This is a genomic window from Mycobacterium sp. ELW1, assembly GCF_008329905.1.
GTDB lineage: Bacteria > Actinomycetota > Actinomycetes > Mycobacteriales > Mycobacteriaceae > Mycobacterium.
The window spans coordinates 182,294-200,330 of sequence record NZ_CP032155.1 but is presented as its reverse complement, the minus strand read 5'-3'; the positions used below and the strand labels follow the sequence as shown (position 1 = coordinate 200,330).

General features: G+C 67.6%; 19 protein-coding genes. 8 read left to right on the top strand and 11 right to left on the bottom strand.

The features are described 5' to 3' along the window. Positions 1-30: 30 nt before the first annotated feature. Genes D3H54_RS00985 through D3H54_RS00970 form a run of 4 tightly spaced genes read left to right on the top strand, consistent with a single transcriptional unit; the run spans position 31 to position 4,090 of the window. Complete coding sequence (locus D3H54_RS00985) at positions 31-810, top strand: DeoR/GlpR family DNA-binding transcription regulator (protein ID WP_149377464.1); 780 nt, start codon at positions 31-33, stop codon at positions 808-810. Then, positions 807-1,784 carry a 1-phosphofructokinase gene (pfkB, locus tag D3H54_RS00980; protein ID WP_149377463.1) on the top strand — a complete coding sequence of 326 codons (978 nt, stop codon included), beginning with the start codon at positions 807-809 and terminating at the stop codon, positions 1,782-1,784. The genes D3H54_RS00985 and pfkB overlap by 4 nt, the downstream gene beginning before the upstream one ends. Positions 1,785-1,800: 16 nt before the next feature. Further along, positions 1,801-3,795 carry a PTS fructose transporter subunit IIABC gene (locus D3H54_RS00975; RefSeq protein ID WP_149377462.1) on the top strand — a complete coding sequence of 665 codons (1,995 nt, stop codon included), beginning with the start codon at positions 1,801-1,803 and terminating at the stop codon, positions 3,793-3,795. 37 nt (positions 3,796-3,832) lie between these two features. Next, a complete protein-coding gene (locus D3H54_RS00970) occupies positions 3,833-4,090 on the top strand; it encodes an HPr family phosphocarrier protein (protein ID WP_149377461.1) in 258 nt (85 codons plus the stop codon). Between the two features lie 11 nt (positions 4,091-4,101). On the opposite strand, the gene D3H54_RS00965 is transcribed toward D3H54_RS00970, so the two are convergent. Genes D3H54_RS00965 through D3H54_RS00955 form a run of 3 tightly spaced genes read right to left on the bottom strand, consistent with a single transcriptional unit; the run spans position 4,102 to position 7,631 of the window. Then, on the bottom strand, positions 4,102-5,304 hold the full coding sequence (locus D3H54_RS00965; RefSeq protein ID WP_149377460.1) for an NAD(P)/FAD-dependent oxidoreductase: 1,203 nt from the start codon (positions 5,302-5,304) through the stop codon (positions 4,102-4,104). Between the two features lie 48 nt (positions 5,305-5,352). Continuing rightward, positions 5,353-6,732, bottom strand: coding sequence for an MBL fold metallo-hydrolase (locus tag D3H54_RS00960; RefSeq protein ID WP_149377459.1), 1,380 nt, complete (start codon positions 6,730-6,732; stop codon positions 5,353-5,355). A 23-nt stretch (positions 6,733-6,755) separates the two neighbouring features. Then, on the bottom strand, positions 6,756-7,631 hold the full coding sequence (locus D3H54_RS00955) for a sulfite exporter TauE/SafE family protein (protein ID WP_149377458.1): 876 nt from the start codon (positions 7,629-7,631) through the stop codon (positions 6,756-6,758). Between the two features lie 178 nt (positions 7,632-7,809). On the opposite strand from D3H54_RS00955, the gene D3H54_RS00950 reads away from it, so the two are divergent. Next, positions 7,810-9,252 carry a chloride channel protein gene (locus tag D3H54_RS00950; protein ID WP_149377457.1) on the top strand — a complete coding sequence of 481 codons (1,443 nt, stop codon included), beginning with the start codon at positions 7,810-7,812 and terminating at the stop codon, positions 9,250-9,252. A 114-nt stretch (positions 9,253-9,366) separates the two neighbouring features. Next, positions 9,367-10,131 carry an aquaporin Z gene (gene aqpZ, locus D3H54_RS00945; RefSeq protein WP_149377456.1) on the top strand — a complete coding sequence of 255 codons (765 nt, stop codon included), beginning with the start codon at positions 9,367-9,369 and terminating at the stop codon, positions 10,129-10,131. On the opposite strand, the gene D3H54_RS00940 is transcribed toward aqpZ, so the two are convergent. The 7 genes from D3H54_RS00940 to D3H54_RS00910 all read right to left on the bottom strand — a co-directional run bounded on the left by D3H54_RS00940 (position 10,128) and on the right by D3H54_RS00910 (position 15,458). Further along, positions 10,128-10,679 (bottom strand): Dps family protein, encoded by a 552-nt coding sequence (locus D3H54_RS00940; protein WP_149377455.1) that lies wholly within the window; start codon positions 10,677-10,679, stop codon positions 10,128-10,130. The two genes, aqpZ and D3H54_RS00940, sit on opposite strands and share 4 nt — an antisense overlap. Before the next feature lie 86 nt (positions 10,680-10,765). Then, on the bottom strand, positions 10,766-11,689 hold the full coding sequence (locus tag D3H54_RS00935; RefSeq protein WP_286199068.1) for a DNA-3-methyladenine glycosylase family protein: 924 nt from the start codon (positions 11,687-11,689) through the stop codon (positions 10,766-10,768). A 4-nt stretch (positions 11,690-11,693) separates the two neighbouring features. Continuing rightward, positions 11,694-12,071 carry a DUF427 domain-containing protein gene (locus D3H54_RS00930; RefSeq protein ID WP_149377454.1) on the bottom strand — a complete coding sequence of 126 codons (378 nt, stop codon included), beginning with the start codon at positions 12,069-12,071 and terminating at the stop codon, positions 11,694-11,696. Positions 12,072-12,148: 77 nt separating this feature from the next. After that, positions 12,149-13,519: an NAD(P)/FAD-dependent oxidoreductase gene (locus D3H54_RS00925; protein ID WP_149377453.1), complete on the bottom strand. Its 1,371-nt coding sequence runs from the start codon at positions 13,517-13,519 to the stop codon at positions 12,149-12,151. Positions 13,520-13,539: 20 nt separating this feature from the next. Continuing rightward, on the bottom strand, positions 13,540-13,899 hold the full coding sequence (locus tag D3H54_RS00920; protein WP_149377452.1) for a cupredoxin domain-containing protein: 360 nt from the start codon (positions 13,897-13,899) through the stop codon (positions 13,540-13,542). A 42-nt stretch (positions 13,900-13,941) separates the two neighbouring features. After that, the gene (locus D3H54_RS00915; RefSeq protein WP_149377451.1) at positions 13,942-14,961 is read right to left on the bottom strand and encodes an NAD-dependent epimerase/dehydratase family protein; all 1,020 of its coding nucleotides are present in this window, start codon (positions 14,959-14,961) and stop codon (positions 13,942-13,944) included. Further along, complete coding sequence (locus D3H54_RS00910) at positions 14,958-15,458, bottom strand: nuclear transport factor 2 family protein (RefSeq protein ID WP_149377450.1); 501 nt, start codon at positions 15,456-15,458, stop codon at positions 14,958-14,960. Before D3H54_RS00910 ends, D3H54_RS00915 begins: the two co-directional genes overlap by 4 nt. Positions 15,459-15,575: 117 nt before the next feature. On the opposite strand from D3H54_RS00910, the gene msrB reads away from it, so the two are divergent. Both msrB and msrA read left to right on the top strand, forming a co-directional pair. Then, positions 15,576-16,037 (top strand): peptide-methionine (R)-S-oxide reductase MsrB, encoded by a 462-nt coding sequence (gene msrB / locus D3H54_RS00905; RefSeq protein ID WP_149377449.1) that lies wholly within the window; start codon positions 15,576-15,578, stop codon positions 16,035-16,037. Beyond that, on the top strand, positions 16,034-16,543 hold the full coding sequence (msrA, locus tag D3H54_RS00900; protein WP_149377448.1) for a peptide-methionine (S)-S-oxide reductase MsrA: 510 nt from the start codon (positions 16,034-16,036) through the stop codon (positions 16,541-16,543). The genes msrB and msrA overlap by 4 nt, the downstream gene beginning before the upstream one ends. 74 nt (positions 16,544-16,617) lie before the next feature. Here msrA and D3H54_RS00895 read toward each other — a convergent pair whose 3' ends face one another. Then, positions 16,618-17,946, bottom strand: coding sequence for a cytochrome P450 (locus D3H54_RS00895; RefSeq protein WP_149377447.1), 1,329 nt, complete (start codon positions 17,944-17,946; stop codon positions 16,618-16,620). Positions 17,947-18,037: the final 91 nt, after the last annotated feature.

Sequence of the window (18,037 nt, the reverse complement as noted above, 5' to 3'; positions counted from 1 at the left end):
ACCGCGCTTAACCCACACAAACGGAGAATCGTGTACCCGGAGGAACGTCAGCAGGCGATCGCGGACCGAGTCCTGTCCCAGGGCCGCGTGTCGGTGGCCGAACTCGCACAGGCCTACGACGTCACCACCGAGACCGTCCGGCGGGATCTGGCCGCGCTCGACCGGGCCGGGGTGCTGCGACGCGTGCACGGCGGCGCGGTCCCGGTACGGGCACTGCATGTGGTCGAGCCCGGGGTCGACGAACGGGAGACCACCCGCGCCGACCACAAAGAAGCCATCGCCAGGGCCGCCGCCGATTTCCTCCCGCTGTCGGGCGCCACCGTGCTGCTCGACGCGGGCACCACCACCGCCCGGGTCGCGGCGATGCTGCCGGCCGACCGGGACCTGCTGGTGGTGACCAACTCCGTGCCGATCGCCGCGCGACTGGCCGGCATGCCGTCGGTCACCCTGCAGCTGCTGGGCGGGCGGGTCCGGGGCCTCACCCAGGCCGCCGTCGGCGAACCGGTCCTGCGCGCCCTCGACACGCTGCGGGTGGACATCGCGTTCATCGGCGCCAACGGCGTCACCGTGCGTCACGGCCTGTCCACCCCCGACAGCGAGGAGGCCGCGGTCAAACGGGCGATGGTGCGCTGCGCCAACTACGTCGTGGTGCTCGCCGATTCGTCCAAGATCGGCCGGGAGGAATTCGTCAGCTTCGCCTCGATCGACAACGTCGACGCGCTGATCACCGATCCGGAGATCACCGCCGCCGACCGGGCCGCACTGACCGAGCGGGGCGTCGAAGTCGTCCTGGCAGGAGGGGAATCATGATCGTCACCGTCACGCCCAACCCGAGCATCGACCGGACCGTGACGCTGTCGACGCCCCTGGTCCGCGGTGCCGTGCACCGGGTGCAGTCGGTGACGACCGAACCCGGCGGTAAGGGCGTCAACGTCGCGCGGGCACTGACACTGGCCGGGCTGGACACCCTCGCCGTGCTGCCCGCCGCACGGCACGACCCCCTCGTCACGGCGCTGCTGTCGGGCGGTGTGCCGTTCTACGCGGTGCCGATCGACGGTGCGGTCCGCACCAACCTCGCGATCACCGAATCAGATGGCACCACAACCAAAATCAACGAGCCCGGCGCGGTGATCGACGAGATCACGCTCGCGGCGCTGACCCAGGCGATTCTCGATCACGCCGCCGGGGCACGGTGGGTGGTGCTGTCGGGGTCGCTGCCGCCCGGTGTCCCCGACGACTGGTACGCCGACGTGGTGGCCCAATTGCAGCCCTACGACTGCAAAGTGGCGGTGGACACCTCCGACGCGCCGCTGGCCGCGCTGGCCGCCGCATTCGGCACCGCCGCCCCCGACGTGATCAAACCGAACTCCGAAGAGCTGGCCAGCCTGACCGGTGTCGATGCCCAGGCCCTGGAAGATGCTCTGGCGCAGGGTGATCCAGACCCCGTCGTGGCCGCTGCCCAGCAGTTGATCGACCGCGGCGCCAAGACCGTGCTCGCCACGCTGGGCGCCGCGGGTGCACTGCTGGTGAACGACACCGGCAGCTGGCTGGCGACCCCGCCCCCGATCACACCCAGGAGCACCGTCGGCGCCGGCGACTCCTCCCTCGCGGGTTACGTGCGCGCCGACGTCGGTGGTGCCGAGGCACCCCAGCGGCTTCAGATGGCCGTCGCCTACGGCAGCGCCGCTGCGGCACTTCCCGGTTCGGCACTGCCGTCGCCGGCCCAGATCTACCTCGACGAGGTGGCCGTCACCTCGATCTCGCCCTACCCCGCGCGTCCCTAGACACCGAAAGGCCACCATGACGAACTCCACGATCATCAGCACCGAATTGGTGTTGCTCGACGTCGATGCCGGCTCGGACAAGGAGTCGGTGATCGGTCGGCTTGCGACCCGGCTCGCCGAGAGTGGCCGCGTCAATGACGGCGCGGCACTTCAGGCCGCCGCCATGGCGCGCGAGGCGCAGTCGGCCACCGGTCTCCCCGGCGGTATCGCGATCCCGCACTGCCGGTCCACCGCGGTGACCTCACCGTCGATCGGATTCGCCAGGCTGGCACCGAAAGTCGACTTCGGCGCACCCGACGGTCCCGCGGACCTGGTGTTCCTGATCGCCGCGCCAGACGGTGCCGGCGCCGAGCACATGAAGCTGCTGTCCAGCCTGGCACGTGCGCTGGTGCGACCCGACTTCGTGCAGTCGCTGCGCGACGCGAAGTCGGCCGAGGACGTCGTGGGCCTGGTCGACGGCGTGGTCAACCCCGACAGCGCCAAGCCTGCTGCCGCGCCGGCCGCCACAGCACCTGCCGCGCAAGCCAAGTCGATCATCGCCATCACCGCATGCCCGACCGGAATCGCCCACACCTACATGGCCGCCGATGCGCTCAAGCTGGCCGCCGAACGCGCGGGGGTGAACCTGACGGTGGAGACCCAGGGTTCCTCGGGCAGCACCCCGGTGAGTGCCCAGACCATCAGCGACGCTGACGCCGTCATCTTCGCCACCGACGTCGGCGTCAAGGATCGGCAACGCTTCGCCGGCAAGCCGGTGATCGCGTCCGGTGTCAAACGGGCCATCAACGAGCCCGACACCATGATCGCGGAAGCTGTTGCCGCCGCCGATAATCCGAAGGCCGCACGCGTCGAGGGCAGCGCAGCCGCCGCGGCCGGGGATGCACCCGCCGGCGGAGTCGGCTGGGGCACCCGGATCCGGCAGATCCTGCTGACCGGCGTCAGCTACATGATCCCGTTCGTCGCCGCGGGCGGTCTCCTGATCGCGCTGGGCTTCCTGTTCGCCGGTTACGACATCGCCAACACCCCCGACGGGGCCACCAAATCGCTGGGCAATCTGATCGCCACCACCAACTCGCTGACCAACCTGCCCAGCGGTGGCTTCACCCAGTACCTCGGTGCGGTGTTGTTCACCCTCGGCGGGCTGGCGTTCAGCTTCCTGGTTCCCGCACTGGCCGGCTACATCTCGTTCGCCATCGCCGACCGGCCGGGTATCGCACCGGGATTCACCGCAGGCGCGGTCGCGGTGTTCGTGGGCGGCGGCTTCATCGGCGGTATCGTCGGCGGCCTGATCGCCGGCTTCGCGGCACTGTGGATCAGCAAGGTGAACGTGCCGCAGTGGGCACGCGGACTGATGCCGGTGGTGATCATCCCGTTGGGCGCGTCGTTGGTGGTCGGCCTGCTGATGTTCCTGCTGCTGGGCCGCCCGTTGGCCGCGATCACCTCGGGCCTGACCAACTGGCTCAACGGCCTCACCGGAGCCTCGGTGATTCTGCTCGGCGTGATCCTCGGCCTGATGATGTGCTTCGACCTCGGCGGCCCGGTCAACAAGGCGGCGTACGCCTTCGCCACCGCCGGGCTCAACGTCGCCGATCCGGCGTCGCTGCGCATCATGGCCGCGGTGATGGCCGCCGGCATGGTGCCGCCGCTGGCGATGGCGCTGGCCACCACCATCCGGCCCGGCCTGTTCAGTGAGCCGGAGCGCGAAAATGGCCGTGCTGCTTGGCTGTTGGGTGCATCGTTCATCTCCGAGGGCGCCATCCCGTTCGCCGCCGCCGATCCCCTGCGGGTCATCCCGTCGATGATGGCCGGCGGTGCCGTCACCGGTGCGCTGATCATGGCTTTCGACGTGACGCTGAAGGCACCGCACGGAGGTATCTTCGTGTTCTTCGCCATCGGCAACCTGGTCTGGTTCCTGGTGGCGCTGGCCGCGGGCACCGCCGTCGGCGGGTTCGCCGTCGTCGCCGCCAAGCAGTTCATCCGTAAGACGGCCGCCGTTCCGGCGACCGCCTAGTCAACGAAGTTCGAGAAACGAAACACGAAGGAGTCTCATGCACACCAAGACCGTCATCGTCGGCTCGGCGATCGGATTGCACGCCCGCCCCGCCGCGATCATCTCGGAGGCGGCTGTCAACGCCGGAGTTCCGGTGACCTTGTCGGTGGACGGCGGCGAGCCGGTGGACGCCGGTTCCGCACTGATGATCATGACCCTGGGCGCAGGCAACGGCGCGCAGGTGACCGTCGCCTCCGAGGACGAAGCCGCCTGTAAGGCCATCGCCGAGCTGGTGCAGCAAGACCTCGACGCCTGATCCGGCCGCTGTCAGACAAGGCCTTTCAGCATCAGGTTCCAGTAGAGCCATGGCAGTCCGTACTTCTTGACATACCAGTACGGCCGGTGCGGCTTGGTGGGGTCGAGGAGCGGGAACGACGGCGTGAGACTCATGTCGTAGTCGAATTCCGCGAGCAGCATGTCGTGGGATGAGGTGACGATCGGGCACGACGAGTATCCGTCGTAGTGCGCCGGCAAGGGTCGGCCCTCGAGGTAGGCGGCAATGTTCGCCACCACGACCGGAGCCTGCTTGCGGACCGCCGCACCCGTCTTGGAGTTGGGTGTCGCCGCCACGTCCCCGAGGCTGAACACGTTCGGAAAACGATTGTGCTGCAGGGTGAACTTGTCGACCTCGACGTAGCCGTTGCTGTCACCGGTGGACAGCGGACTGGTTTTGACCCAGTCCGGCGCCGACTGCTTCGGCACCGCATGCAACATGTCGAACGCGAGCGTGGTGTCTGTCCCGCCTTCGCCGACCGCGGTGACCGTCACCTTCTTGGCCTCGCCGTCCACCGCGGTGACCTCCGACAAGGTGTGCAGCTGAATTCCGTACTTGGCGATCACCTTGTCCAGATTGTCGGCGATCTCCGGAATGCCGAATGCCCGCGGTGTCGGCAGCACCAGATGGACGTCGATCTTGTCCAGGACGCCTTGCTCGCGCCAGTAGTCACTGGCCAGATACGCGATCTTCTGCGGTGCGCCACCGCATTTGATCGGACCCGACGGCATCATGAAGACCGCCGAACCCGACCGGGTGTTCTGAATGAACTCCCACGTGCGCGCCGCCAGATCGAACCGATAATTCGACGACACCCCGTTCCGGCCGACCGCCTCCTCGAGTCCGTCGGTGCGGTTCCAGTCGAGTTGGATGCCCGGCGACACCACAAGTGCGTCGTACTCGTAGGTGTCGCCGTCGGCGCACGTCACGGTGTTGGCCGCGGGATCGAACGCGCTGACGGCGTTGCGGATCCAGGTGACGCCCTTGGGCATCACCGAGTACTCGGGGCGCACGGTCGACGCGACGTCGGCACGCCCGCCTCCCACCAGAGTCCACAGGGGCTGGTAGTAGTGGTCCTCGGAGGGTTCGATCACCGCGACGTCGGTGTAGCCCGCTCGGCGCAGCCGCGCAGCGACGGTGATGCCCGCGGTACCGCCACCGACGATGACGATCTGATGCTTAGCCGTGATGGCCATTGAATTCCCTTTCGCTTCAGGCGTTCTGGACGTCAGGCGTTCTGGACGTCAGGCTTTCTGAACGACGTCGTCCCACGCGGCGTAGCCGCCGAGCAGATCGCTGACGTCGTCGAATCCGCGATTGCGGAGCAGGCTGGCCGCGACCGAGGACCGATAGCCGCCGGCGCAGTACACGACGGTGGGCTTGTGCGGATCGAGCTCGCCCACCCGGTCGGGCAGCTGGCCCACCGGGATGTTGACCGCGCCACTCACCATGCCGGTCGCCGCTTCGCCCGGATTGCGAACGTCGACCAGTTGCAGCTCCGGCACCTCGGCCAGCCGTTCACGGAGGCCACTGGCGGTCAGCCGGGAGGCGACCTCGACATCGTCGCGATGGGTGAACATCACCTCGTACGGCTCGGCGAGGTAGCCGATGACACGGTCGAAGCCGATTCGGGCCAACCGGTTTTTGCCCTCCAGCTCCTGACCCGGCTCGGTCATCAGCACGATGTCGGTGTCTGGTTTGACCACTGAGCCGGCGAATTCCGCGTAGCGGCCGCCCAGACCGATGTTGACGGCGCCGCGGAGGTGGCCCAACGCGAACTCCTCGGGCGCACGTCCGTCGACCAGAGCCGCTCCGCCCGCCACCGCCGCACGCACCTCGGCGTAGGTCATCGAGCGCGGCGGCTTCGTCTCGTCCAGCAGGCCGCGGTCCTTGCGGTTGAGGATGGCGTCGTAGACGAAGTACCCCGGTGCGGGCGGTTGATTCGCGGTGACGAGGTCCATGAAGGTCGCCTTGTCGGGCGCCCGCAGCGCGTAGTTGGTCATCCGCTGCTCCCCCATGGTCGACCAGAGATCGGTCGAAAGGTTCTTGCCGCAGGCCGATCCCGCGCCGTGGGCCGGGTAGACCCGGGTGGCATCGGGCAGCGTCATCAACTTGTCGTGCAGCGAGTCGTACAGCTTGTCGGCCAGTTCCTCGCGGCTGAAGCCGATGGACGCCAGCAGGTCGGGACGACCGACATCGCCGATGAACAAGGTGTCGCCGGTCAGCACTCCGTACGGCTCGGTGTCACCGGAATGCTCGTAGAGCACGATGCTCAACGACTCGGGGGTGTGCCCCGGGGTGTGCCGAAACTCCAACTGCACTTCGCCCAGGGAGTACCGCTCGCCGTCGGCGACGCCCATGAAGTCGAATTCCGCTTCGGCGACCGAGGAGTAGACGATCTTGGCGCCGGTGGCCTTGGCCAGTTCCAGGTGACCGGACAGGAAGTCGGCGTGGAAGTGGGTCTCGATGACGAGTTCTATTCGCATGCCGAGTTCGTCTGCGTCCGAGAGATATTCGGACACGTCGCGTTGCGGATCGACGACGACGGCACGGCCGCTGGATTCGTCACCGATCAGGTAGGACGCGTGTGACAGGCAGTCCAGGTAGTACTGGATGAATTTCATTTCGGTTCCTTTCACCGGGATGATCAGGTTGTCCCGGCCGCGGCGGTGGGCCGGGCCAGCAGTCCGTGCAGGGGGCATGCGGCAATGTGGTTGCACGCGAACATGAATGCGGGTACGAGGCCGGTCAACGCGACGCCGACGTAGCCGACGATCGGATCGAGTTGCTCGCCGAGGATGACCGACGCCATGATCAGGACGAACCACCCGAAGGCTTTGCGGAGCACCTCGGGGTTGACCTTGGCGGCGAACCTCGATCCGACCAGTGCGCCGGCCACGGCTGCCGCGGTCACCATGAGCGCCAGGGTCCAGTCGATCTGCACCACCGACAGATAGCCCGCCAGGCCCGCGAACGAATTCATCGCGATGACCGCCAGCGACGTCCCGACGGCGGCAGGCATCGTCAGCCCGCCCAGCAGCACGAGCGCCGGGACCACCAGGAATCCGCCACCGGCACCGACAGTTCCGGTGACCAGTCCCAGCGCGAGGCCCAGGGCAGCGGTCTTGGCGAGCAGCGCTACGCCGGTGTGCGCAGCAGCGGTCGGCGTTCGGCGACCGCGCAGCATCGCGATCGCGGTGACCACCATGATCACCGCGAACGCCACGAGCAGCGCGTCGCCGGGGATGAATCGGGTCAGCTGGCCGCCGCTGTAGGCACCCACCATGGACGTCGTGCCGAACAGCAGGGCGGTCCGCCACTGCACCCGCCCGGCGCGTGCGTGTGAGACGGCTCCCACGGCACTGGTCACGCCGACCACCAACAGCGACGTCGCGATGGCGTGTTTGGCGTCCATGCCGGCCACGTAGGCCAGCAGCGGCACCGTGAGGATCGAACCACCGCCTCCGAGCAGGCCCAGGGAGACTCCGACGAGCACGGCCAATCCGATTGTCAGCGCGATCATGCAGGTCCTCCCTACGTTCTTCCTGATACCCCATGGGGTATCTGTACGTTCCACTGTAGATACCTATGGGGGTATGTGCAACGTGCGGCCCCGACGGAGAGCCGAACTGAGGACTTTGGTCCCTGCGACGGGGTGCGGACGGGTATCGGCACACCTGCCGCGCTGCTAGCATCCGGTGATGGCCGAGGCGCGCAGCAAGGCGGGCGGACGGCTGGGTGAGTTCCTCCGCGACTCCGGTTATCTGCGCAAATGGTTGATCCTCGGGATCGCGATCGGCATCATCGCCGGCCTCGGCGCGGTCGTCTTCTATCTCGCGCTGGACTACACAGGGCGCTTCTTGCTCGGGTACCTCGGCGGCTATCACCCGCCGCAGGCGTACGCCGACGGTGGCGGCAGCGGGTCGGCCGGCTTCGTCCGCCCCTGGGCGATCCCGCTCATCGTGTTCGGCGGCGCACTGGTCTCGGCGACGTTGGTGGCCAAACTGGCCCCGGAGGCCGAGGGGCACGGCACCGACAGCGCGATCGAGGCCGTCCACACCGATCCCCGCTCGATCCGCGTCCGCGCAGTGTTGGTGAAGCTGGTCTCCAGTGCGCTGACCATCGGATCGGGTGGCTCAGCGGGCCGTGAAGGTCCCACTGCCCAGATATCGGCGGGGTTCGGGTCGCTGCTGACCCGGACCTTCGACCTGTCCGACGCCGACGGCCGCGTCGCCGTCTCCCTGGGAATCGGATCGGGCATCGGCGCGATCTTCGGCGCCCCCCTCGGCGGCGCGGTGCTGGCCGCCTCGATCGTCTACCGCGAAGACTTCGACTACAAGGCACTGGTGCCTGGTTTCGTCACCTCGGGCACGGCCTACGCCATCTACGGCTCGATCCTGGGCTTCGACCCGATGTTCGGCTTCGTCGCCCGCGACTACCAATTCGACCCGGCACAGCTGGGGTGGTTCGCCTTGATCGGAATCGTCTCGGCAGCAGTCGGATACGCCTACGCGCGGATCTTCTACGGTTCGGTCGCGCTGACCCGTCGGCTGCCCGGCAACAAGATCATCAAACCCGCGGTCGGCGGCCTGCTCGTGGGTCTGCTGGCCCTGGCGATCCCGCAGATTCTGTCCAGCGGTTACGGGTGGGTGCAGCTGGCCACCACGCGCGAGGGACTGCTGACGATCCCGTTGTGGATCATCCTCGTCCTGCCGATCGCGAAGATCGTCGCAACCTCGCTGTCAATAGGAAGTGGCGGGTCCGGCGGCATTTTCGGGCCCGGCATCGTGATCGGCGGGTTCACCGGTGCGGCGTTGTGGCGACTGGCGGACCTGGCCGGCGCGCCGGCGGTCCCGGGTGGCCCGGCCGTGTTCGTGATCGCTGGGATGATGGCCTGCTTCGGCAGCGTCGCGCACGCACCGCTCGCGGTGATGATCATGGTCGCCGAGATGACCGGGTCCTTTGCGGTGATCCCGGGTGCGATGATCGCCGTCGGTGTGGCGTACCTGATCATCAGCCGTACCCCGGTGTCGATCTACCAGGCGCAGCGGCTCAACCGCGAAACCGCGGCGGCAGAGCGGGTCACCGTTCCCGCCCCGGAGATCCTCGCGGTCGACGACGATGCCGACGACCCCCGGAAGTGAGCACCCGCCTCCAGGTCACCGTCTCAACACGATTCAGCAAAGTTCGGTGCTTTCATGGGTGCCGTGCTGCGATCATCAGCGGAGATCGACCCGACCGACGAGAAGGGTTACCCAGTGAGAGCTCCAACGATGGCGCACCGACTGGCCGCAGAATTCATCGGCACATTCCTGCTTGTTTTTGGAGGTTGCGGCGCGGCGGTATTCGCTGCCAACCCTGCTGAGGACAGTTCCGTCGGTATCGGATTCCTCGGCGTCGCATTGGCTTTCGGACTCACGGTGCTCGCCGGCGTCTATGCGTTCGGCACGATCTCGGGTGGCCACTTCAACCCGGCGGTCACCTTCGGTGCGGCCATCGCGCGGCGCGTCGAATGGAAGGCGCTACCGGCGTACTGGGTGGTGCAGGTCGTCGGCGGCCTGGCTGCCGGTGCGGCGATCTACTCGATAGCCAAAGGCAGAGACGGGTTCGCCCCGACCGGTCACATGGCCGCCAACGGTTTCGGTGAGCATTCACCGTTCCATTACTCACTGGCGGCGGTGGTGATCGCCGAGGCGCTTCTGACCTTCCTGTTCTTGCTGGTGATCCTGGGCGCCACCGACGACCGAGCACCAAAGGGCTTCGCGGGCTTGGCAATCGGCTTGATGCTGACGCTGATCCACCTGATCTCGATCCCGATCTCGAATACGTCGGTGAACCCGGCCCGTTCGATGGGTGTCGCGTTCTTCAACGGCGACGGCGCACCTGCCCAGCTGTGGGTGTTCTGGCTGGCACCGCTCGCCGGCGCGGCCGTGGCGGGTGCTCTCTACCCGCTGCTGTTCGGCCGCGCCGAGGAGCTCGCGGACCGTCCGGTCCGCGACGGTGCGCTGGAGTCGAAGGCTTAGCTCTTCGACTTCGCCGCCTTGGCTGCGCCCTTCTCCGTCGACTTGCCCTCGTGAGCCAGAGTCCCACCGGCATTTTCGAGGTGGGCACGCACGAACCACTGGAACTTCTCCAGCTCGGCGGCATGCCCGATGAGGATGTCCTGGGTCACCGGGTCGAGGTCCTCGGTCGCCTCGATGTTGTTGCGCAGGTCCTCGATGACGCCGTCATAGACCAGGTCGACTGCGGCGAGGTGGGCCTGCACGGTGTCGCGGCCGACGCTGTAGTCGTCCCACGTGCGGTCCTTGAGGATCGCACCCGGCGTGCCCTGCGGCGACGCGCCGAGGGTGGCGATTCGCTCGGCGACCTCGTCGGCGTATCCGCGCACCAGGTCGACCTGCGGGTCGATCATCTCGTGCACGCCGATGAAGTTGGGGCCGACCACATTCCAGTGCACATGCTTCAAAGTGAGGTGCAGGTCGTTGTACGTGCTCAACTGCTTCTGCAGGAGATCGGTGACCTTACGGGCCTTCGCTTCGGTCAATCCGGGGACGGTGAACTTGGCACCCATTGATCGCTCCTTTGCGTTTCACGCTGTTGCTTCTCGACCGCCTGATACCCGGGTTGTTGCACCGGTAACCAGATGTAAGAGCAGCGTCACAAATTGCTGATCTGCTGCACCGGCAGCCGCGCACCGAAACGGGGCTTGTACACCAGCCCGCTGGCCTCCAGAAGGCGCACCGCGCGGTACCGATGCGGACGCTCCGGCTCCAGCAGCTCCACCATGCCGGCGTCGTCGACGGGGGTGCCGATCAGCGTCCAACCGATCATCTTCGAGACGTGGTAGTCCCCGATCGACAGCGCGTCGGTGTCGCCGAAGGCGCGCTGCGCCGTTTCGGCCGCCGTCCAGACGCCGACGCCCGGCAGTGTGGTCAGCGCGTCGCGGGCCTCGGTCGCGGACCGGCCCGACAGGCGTTCCAACGCGTCCGCGCGCTGCGCGCACCCGATGATCGTGCGGGCCCGACCGGGATCGACGTTGGCACGGTGGAACTCCCACGACGGGATGCGCCGCCAGACGTCGGCCGGCGGCGGCACCCGCATCCGCGCGGGAGCAGGACCGGGCGCCGGGGTGCCGAACTTGGTGACCAGCAGCCGCCAGGCCCGAAACGCGTCAGCACCCGGCACGCGTTGCTCGATCACCGCGGGGATCAGCGCCTCGAGCACCCGTGCGGTGCGCCCGATCCGCAGATGCGGCACCCGCGTGAGCGCGGCCTGGATGACCGGGTGCTGCGGGCGGTAGCTGCCGGCGTCGTCGTCGACGCCCAGCAGTGCGGGCAGCGCCTCGACGAACTCATCGGCGCCGTCGCCCCACGCCTGGCACCCCACGGTGTCGGGAGCAGTGCGGTAGATCCGGGCTGTCACCGGCCCGCTGGGTTGAAGGCTGGTGCGCCAGATCGCGCGCTCGGCGTCGAGCTGGTAGCACGGATCGCCCGGCCCGCGGCGTTGCGGCGCCAGCGTCAGCCCCGGGCTGGCAGGCCCGGGAAAGGTCAGGATGCGCTCCCGCACCGCGTCCGGGGGCACCTGGTCAGTCCGGTGCGACGCTGATGTCGGCCATGTTCGGATAGAACGCGACGTGTCCCGCGATCGCGGCGACCGCCGGGTAGGGCTTCTCGTAGGTCCAGATCACGTCTTCGACCGTCACGTCGCCTGCGGTGACGCTGTAGTAGCTGGCCTCGCCCTTGTACGGGCAGTAGCTGTGGGTGTCGGTGCAGGCCAGTACCGCCGGGTCGACGTCGCCCAGCGGGATGTACTGAACCACGGGATAGGTGGATTCGGCCAAGCCGAGCGCGGCGCGGGTGTCGGCGACGAGTTCGCCGTTGATCCGGACCTGAACCCGTCCGGAGGTCGGGGTGATCGTGATCGGGTGATCGGCGGTCGGCTGCTTGATCTCACGTGTGCTCATCGGTGTCTCCTCCGAATTCTGCGTAGGTGGTGCAACACCGCTGTGCACTCACGATTCCCACGGTAGATCGCGCAGGGTCAGGGACGCCGGGCGATCGCGTCCGCGATCACGGCGATCGGCGAGGTCGTCGCCCGCCCGCCCGATTCGTGCCGGTCGGCCAGCTTGTAGGCGGTGTACATGCCGCGTACACCGAGCCAGCGCAGCGGCTCGGGTTCCCAGGTGGCCGAGTGGTGACCGACCCAGGGCAGCGCGGTCAACGGGGTGGACCGTTTGAGCACCAGGTCGGTCAGCGTCCGGCCGGCCAGGTTGGTCGCCGTCACACCGTGGCCGACGTAACCGCCCGCCTCGCCGAGTCCGGTGACCGGATCGAGGCTGACACCGGCCGACCAGTCTCGGGGGACGCCCAGCACGCCACACCAGCCGTGGGCGATCGGCACCCCGCGGGTCTGCGGCAACGCGGCGTTGAGCACCCCGGTCAGGTAGGTGATGGTGTCGGCGCCGACCGCGCCGTCGTTGTCGATGCGCGAGGCATAGCGATAGGGCACCGCCCGGCCGCCGATCGCGATGCGATTGTCGGCGGTCCGCTGGGCGTAGAAGAACCCGTGGGCCAGATCGCCCAGCGTTTCGCGGCCCGCCCAACCGATGGACGCCCAGACGTCGTCGGACATCGGCTCTGTCGCGATCATCGCGCTGTTCATCGGCAGCCAGCGCCGCCGCAACCCATGCATCCGGGCGGTGAAGCCCTCGGTGGCCCGCAGCACGATCGGCGCGCGCACCACGCCCCGCGGGGTTTCCGCCCGGCCGGGGCTGATCGTGGTGACCGGGGTCTGTTCGTAGATGGTGACGCCGAGGCGCTCCACGACGTCGGCGAGGCCGCGGGCCAGCTTGGCGGGCTGGATGCGCGCACAGTGCGGATTGAACATCCCGAGCACCAGGCCGTCCACCCGGATCCGCTCGGCTGCTTCGGCGGCGGTCAGCAGTTCGATGCCGTCGGTGCCCCACTCGCGATCCTCATCGGCTTCGGCACGCAGCCGGCGGGCTTGCGAGGGGTTGCGGGCCACTTCGAGGTTGCCGCCCTTGACGATGTCGGCGTCGATCCCTTCCTGCGCGGCCACCGCGATCACCTCGTCGACGGCAGCGTTGAGGGTCTGCTGCCAGGCGACGACGTTGGCGCGGCCGTACTTCTTGGCCAGCAGCCCGCGGTGGCCCGGCGCCAGGCCGGACAGCCAGCCGCCGTTGCGTCCGGATGCGCCGAATCCGGCGAACCGTGCTTCCAGCACCACGATCCGCAGCGAGGGATCGGCTTTCTTCAGGTAGTAGGCCGTCCACAAGCCGGTGTAGCCCGCGCCGACGATGCAGACGTCGGCGTCGCGGTCACCCGGCAGGGCGGGACGCGGGGCGGGAAGCTCGGTGAACCAGTGCGAGACGGCGCCGTTAATTGTGGCCACGCACGACAGGCTAGACCGAACTACTGGACGACGAGCTGTCCGTGCATAGCCGGGTGGTAGGTGCAGTGGTAGGGGTACGTTCCCGGCTTGCTCGGCGCGGTGAACGTAGCCGTGCCCTTCTCGCCGACCTCGACGTTGAACGCGGCGCCGGAGTCGGCGGTGACGGTGTGCTCGACCCCGTCCGCATTCGCGACGGTGACGGTGGCGCCGGGCGAAACCGGCCCGGGCGAACTGAATTTCATGTCGGCGATGCTGATCGTCGAGCCGGCCGCGGGAGGTGCGGACGACGGTGCGGCTGTGGTTCCCGCCGAGCATGCCGCCACCAGAAGAACAGCAGCGAATGCGATGGCGACGGACAGGGTCAAGATGCGTGGCGTCATACGCGGGACACGTATTCGCCCGCGGGCGGGTTCAGTGCCTGCTCACTCCGAGCGGGCCGCCTTGGCCTGCCGTTTCGCCTCGCGCAGCCCAACCCAGAAGCGCGCGGCCTCCCGGATCGACTCCTCGACCGGCCGGGGCTGCCAGCCCAGTTCCTGGACGGCTTTGCTGCAGTCCAGCGGTCCCTCGGCGCGCATCAGCCGCAGCGAGCCCAGCGACAGCTTTTCGTCGGTCTTCTGCAGCCGGGCTTTGGCGGTGCCCAGCGCGGCCAACGCGTAGGCGACCGGCAGCGGGATCGTCTTCGCCGGCGGCGGCATGTTCGCCTCCAGCGCGGCGATGCGGGCCACTTCGGCGTTGCTGATCATTTTTTCCGAGATCAGGTAACGCTCGCCGACCCGGCCACGCTCGGCGGCCAGGATCATCGCGCGGGCGGCGTCGTCGACGCCGACGGCTTCGAGTTCGATACCGCCCATCACGAACGGCAGCTTGCCGAAGGCGGCCCCGGCGATGATGGCGCCGTGCGGGGTTCGCCCCCAGTCGCCGCCGCCGTAGGTCGTGGACACGCACATCGCGATGGCGGGCAGGCCGTGCTCGCGGGCGTAGCGCAGCACCAGTTCTTCGGCCTGCACCCGGGACCGGACATAGGGGGTGAGTCCGCGGTCGGTGATGATGTCGGCTTCACTGACCGTCCGGCCGCGACGGCGTCCGACGGTGACGTAGCTGCTGGTGAAGATGAAGCGGTGCAGGCCAGCGGTTCTGGCCACCTCCAGGACGTTGCGGGTGCCCTCGACGTTGGTGTGAAACAGCGGTGCCGGGTCACTGAGCCAACCGCGGGCGTCCACCACGCAGTAGTAGACGTCGTCGACGCCGGCCATCGCCTCGCGCAGCACGTCGTTGTCCCAGATGTCGCCGATGAAGCGTTGCACGTCGAGGTCGTCGATGGAGATGGTGGAAGCGTTCGGCCGCACCATGACTCGGACCTGGTGCCCGTCGGCGACCAACTGCCGGGTGACGTGTGAGCCGAGGAAACCGTTGGCTCCGATGACGAGTTTCGGGGCGCTCACTTGCCGCCTCCATTGGCGCGCATCCAGGCGGCCGCCTCCTCGTCGAGGGTGCCGAGCTTCTCGGCCTTCTTGCACCACCTCATGCTGGCCTGCAGGAACTTCAGCGGGTTGTAGATGTCCTCCTGGCGCGACCACAGGCCGTCGCCGGCGTAGGTGACGATCGAGATGTTGGTGGCGCTGATGATCGTGCCGTCACCGGGGTCGCGCATCGGGTTGTCCAGCTCGCAGATGACCCGGCCGGTCTCCTCGTCGAACACCGCCCACAGCGACGGGAACTCGGTCATATAGCTGCCGGGGAAGCTGCCCATCGTCTTGGTGATCCAGGCCCGCACCTCGTCGCGGCCCTTCATCGTGCCCATCGCGTGCTCGATGTAGTCGACGTCGGGGGTGTAGTGACTCACCCAGGCGTCCCAATCCTGGGTTCTGGCGGCCTCGGCGACGGTGTTCTCGAAGACGGCGAATGCGTCGGTCAATTCCTGACGGGAGAAGTGCGGCACCCACAAACTAGAACACGTTCTACCTGCCTTTGTCGAGGTTTTGACCGCAGGCAGGAGGCATTTCTGACGGAACCGTGACGGGGGAATCTCTGAAGACCCTTCCATCGTTAAACAGGCATGTCGCATGACTATCACCGCAATCCCGCCGCAGTTTCCGCGCTGTCCCCGGAGCAATACCGGGTAACCCAGGAGAACGGCACCGAGCGGCCCTTCACCGGCGAGTACTGGGACAACCACGAGCCGGGCATCTACGTCGACGTCGTCTCGGGGGAACCGCTGTTCGCCTCGCTCGACAAGTTCGAAAGTGGATCCGGCTGGCCCAGTTTCACCAAACCGATCGACGCATCCAACGTCGTCACCAAGCGGGACTTCAGCCACCTGATGGTTCGCACCGAGGTCCGCTCGGCGGGTGGCGACAGCCATCTGGGGCACGTCTTCAAAGACGGCCCCCGTGCGCAGGGAGGGTTGCGCTACTGCATCAACTCCGCTTCGCTGAGATTCATCGGACTCGACGATCTCGAGGCGCAGGGCTACGGCGAGTACAAGCATTTGTTCGAGACTTCCAAGGAGGACGCGTGACTGACACCAAGAGGGCGATCCTGGCCGGCGGCTGCTTCTGGGGCATGCAGGATCTGATCCGCAAGCAGCCCGGCGTGGTCTCCACCCGGGTGGGATACACCGGCGGCCAGAACGATCACCCGACCTACCGCAACCATCCCGGCCACGCCGAGGCGATCGAGATCGAGTACGACCCGGCGCAGACCGATTTCCGGGCGCTGCTGGAGTTCTTCTTCCAGATCCACGATCCGAGCACCAAGAACCGGCAGGGCAATGACGTCGGCACCAGCTACCGGTCGGCGATCTTCTACCTCGACGACGAGCAGAAGCAGGTCGCGTTGGACACCATCGCCGACGTCGACGCCTCCGGGCTGTGGCCGGGCAAGGTGGTCACCGAGGTGACGCCGGCCGGCGACTTCTGGGATGCCGAGCCCGAGCATCAGGACTACCTGCTGCACTACCCGAACGGCTACACCTGCCACTTCCCGCGGGCGGGGTGGAAGCTACCGAAGCGGGCTCAGGTCTAGGGATCGCGCCGAGTGTGCGGATTCGTACGCGACACACCGCTGTTCGCGGATGAGGACGCACACTCGTCGCGGTTCTAGCCCCGGCGGTGCACCACGACCCGTCCGCCCTTTTTCGGGGTGAACGCCACGCCCCGGGAGTGCCACTTCTCCCCCGGCGCCGTGGTGGTCGCAATCGTGACGTGCCGCAACACCGTACGGAGGACGACGTCCATCTCCATGTTGGCGAATGCCGCGCCGATGCAGCGCCGGGTGCCCCCGCCGAACGGAACCCAGGCGAAGGTGTTGGGCTTGGTGTCGAGAAAGCGCAGCGGGTCGAAGCGCTCCGGGTCGGGGAACATCTCCGGGTTCTCGTGCAGCTGGTTCAGGCTGACAATCACTGAATAACCCTGCGGCACAGTCCATTCACCGAGTTCGTAGCCCGGCACCTGAACATGACGGCCGGAGAAGTCGATCACCGTCCGGTTGCGCTGGACCTCGAGGATCGTGGCCTGACGGTAGGCGTTGTCCTCGGTGCCGGCCTCTTCGACCAGGCGGGTCAGCACTTCGGGATGCCGCGAGATCCGCTCGAACGCCCACGCCAGCGTGGATGCGGTGGTCTCGTGACCGGCGGCGAGCAGAGTCAGCAGTTCGTCGCCGATCTCCCCGCGCGTCATCGCCGAGCCGTCGTCATAGGAGCTCCGCAGGAACAGCGACAACACGTCGGTGCGGTCTTCGAGATTGGGATCGCTCTGCGCCCGGCTGATCAGCGTGTCGACCAAGCCCTCGTACTCCCGGCGATATTGAACGAGCCGCCCCCATGGCGTCCACGGAAGTTCGCGTTTCGGCGAGGGCAGCACGGCCAGCCGCGATCCCAGGGTCACCCACTTCGGGATGAGCTCACGCAGGCGCTGCAGCTCGACACCGTCGGCGCCGAAGATCGCGCGCAAGATGATGTTGAGGGTGATGCGCATCATCGGCTCGAGCGTTGCGAATTCGGTTCCCTGCGGCCAGGATTCGGTCTCGCGCAGGGTCTCCTCGACCACGATCTGCTCGTAGGCCCGGATGCTCTTGCCGTGAAACGGCGGGGTGAGCAGCTTGCGGCGCGCGCGGTGCTCGACCCCGTCGAGAGCGAATACCGATCCCGGTCCCAGCAGCCGGCTCAGGTTCGGCTGGATGTTGTAGAGAATGTCGGGACTGGTGGTGAAGATCTGCTTGGTCAGTGCGGGATCCGAGACGACGACAGTGTTGCCGAAGACCGGGATCCGCACCGTGACACAGCGGCCGTAGCGCCGGGTCAGCCAGTTGGTCGTGGGCCGGCGGGCCGCCATGAACGCGAGGCTGACCAGTGCATTCGGCACTCCCGGCGACGGCGGCAACTTCGCTTCGGCACGGACCGGCGCGGCGACGGTTGGCGCTTGGCTCATCGGTGAAGCCCTCCCAGACATAGCGTGGTACTGCGTTGTACCACTGGCTTGTGGGGTACGGTACCCTTCGGTACCAGCCCTGACAAGGGCA

What these genes read in the sequence shown, in the direction of transcription:
- D3H54_RS00975 (WP_149377462.1), top strand. Translation starts at nt 1,801, where the DNA reads ATGACGAACTCCACGATCATCAGCACCGAATTGGTGTTGCTCGACGTC.
- D3H54_RS00955 (WP_149377458.1), bottom strand. Translation starts at nt 7,631, where the DNA reads ATGATCGCGCTGACAATCGGATTGGCCGTGCTCGTCGGAGTCTCCCTG.
- D3H54_RS00965 (WP_149377460.1), bottom strand. Translation starts at nt 5,304, where the DNA reads ATGGCCATCACGGCTAAGCATCAGATCGTCATCGTCGGTGGCGGTACC.
- D3H54_RS00970 (WP_149377461.1), top strand. Translation starts at nt 3,833, where the DNA reads ATGCACACCAAGACCGTCATCGTCGGCTCGGCGATCGGATTGCACGCC.
- pfkB (WP_149377463.1), top strand. Translation starts at nt 807, where the DNA reads ATGATCGTCACCGTCACGCCCAACCCGAGCATCGACCGGACCGTGACG.
- D3H54_RS00895 (WP_149377447.1), bottom strand. Translation starts at nt 17,946, where the DNA reads ATGAGCCAAGCGCCAACCGTCGCCGCGCCGGTCCGTGCCGAAGCGAAG.
- D3H54_RS00940 (WP_149377455.1), bottom strand. Translation starts at nt 10,679, where the DNA reads ATGGGTGCCAAGTTCACCGTCCCCGGATTGACCGAAGCGAAGGCCCGT.
- D3H54_RS00960 (WP_149377459.1), bottom strand. Translation starts at nt 6,732, where the DNA reads ATGAAATTCATCCAGTACTACCTGGACTGCCTGTCACACGCGTCCTAC.
- D3H54_RS00950 (WP_149377457.1), top strand. Translation starts at nt 7,810, where the DNA reads ATGGCCGAGGCGCGCAGCAAGGCGGGCGGACGGCTGGGTGAGTTCCTC.
- msrB (WP_149377449.1), top strand. Translation starts at nt 15,576, where the DNA reads ATGTCGCATGACTATCACCGCAATCCCGCCGCAGTTTCCGCGCTGTCC.
- D3H54_RS00930 (WP_149377454.1), bottom strand. Translation starts at nt 12,071, where the DNA reads ATGAGCACACGTGAGATCAAGCAGCCGACCGCCGATCACCCGATCACG.
- D3H54_RS00920 (WP_149377452.1), bottom strand. Translation starts at nt 13,899, where the DNA reads ATGACGCCACGCATCTTGACCCTGTCCGTCGCCATCGCATTCGCTGCT.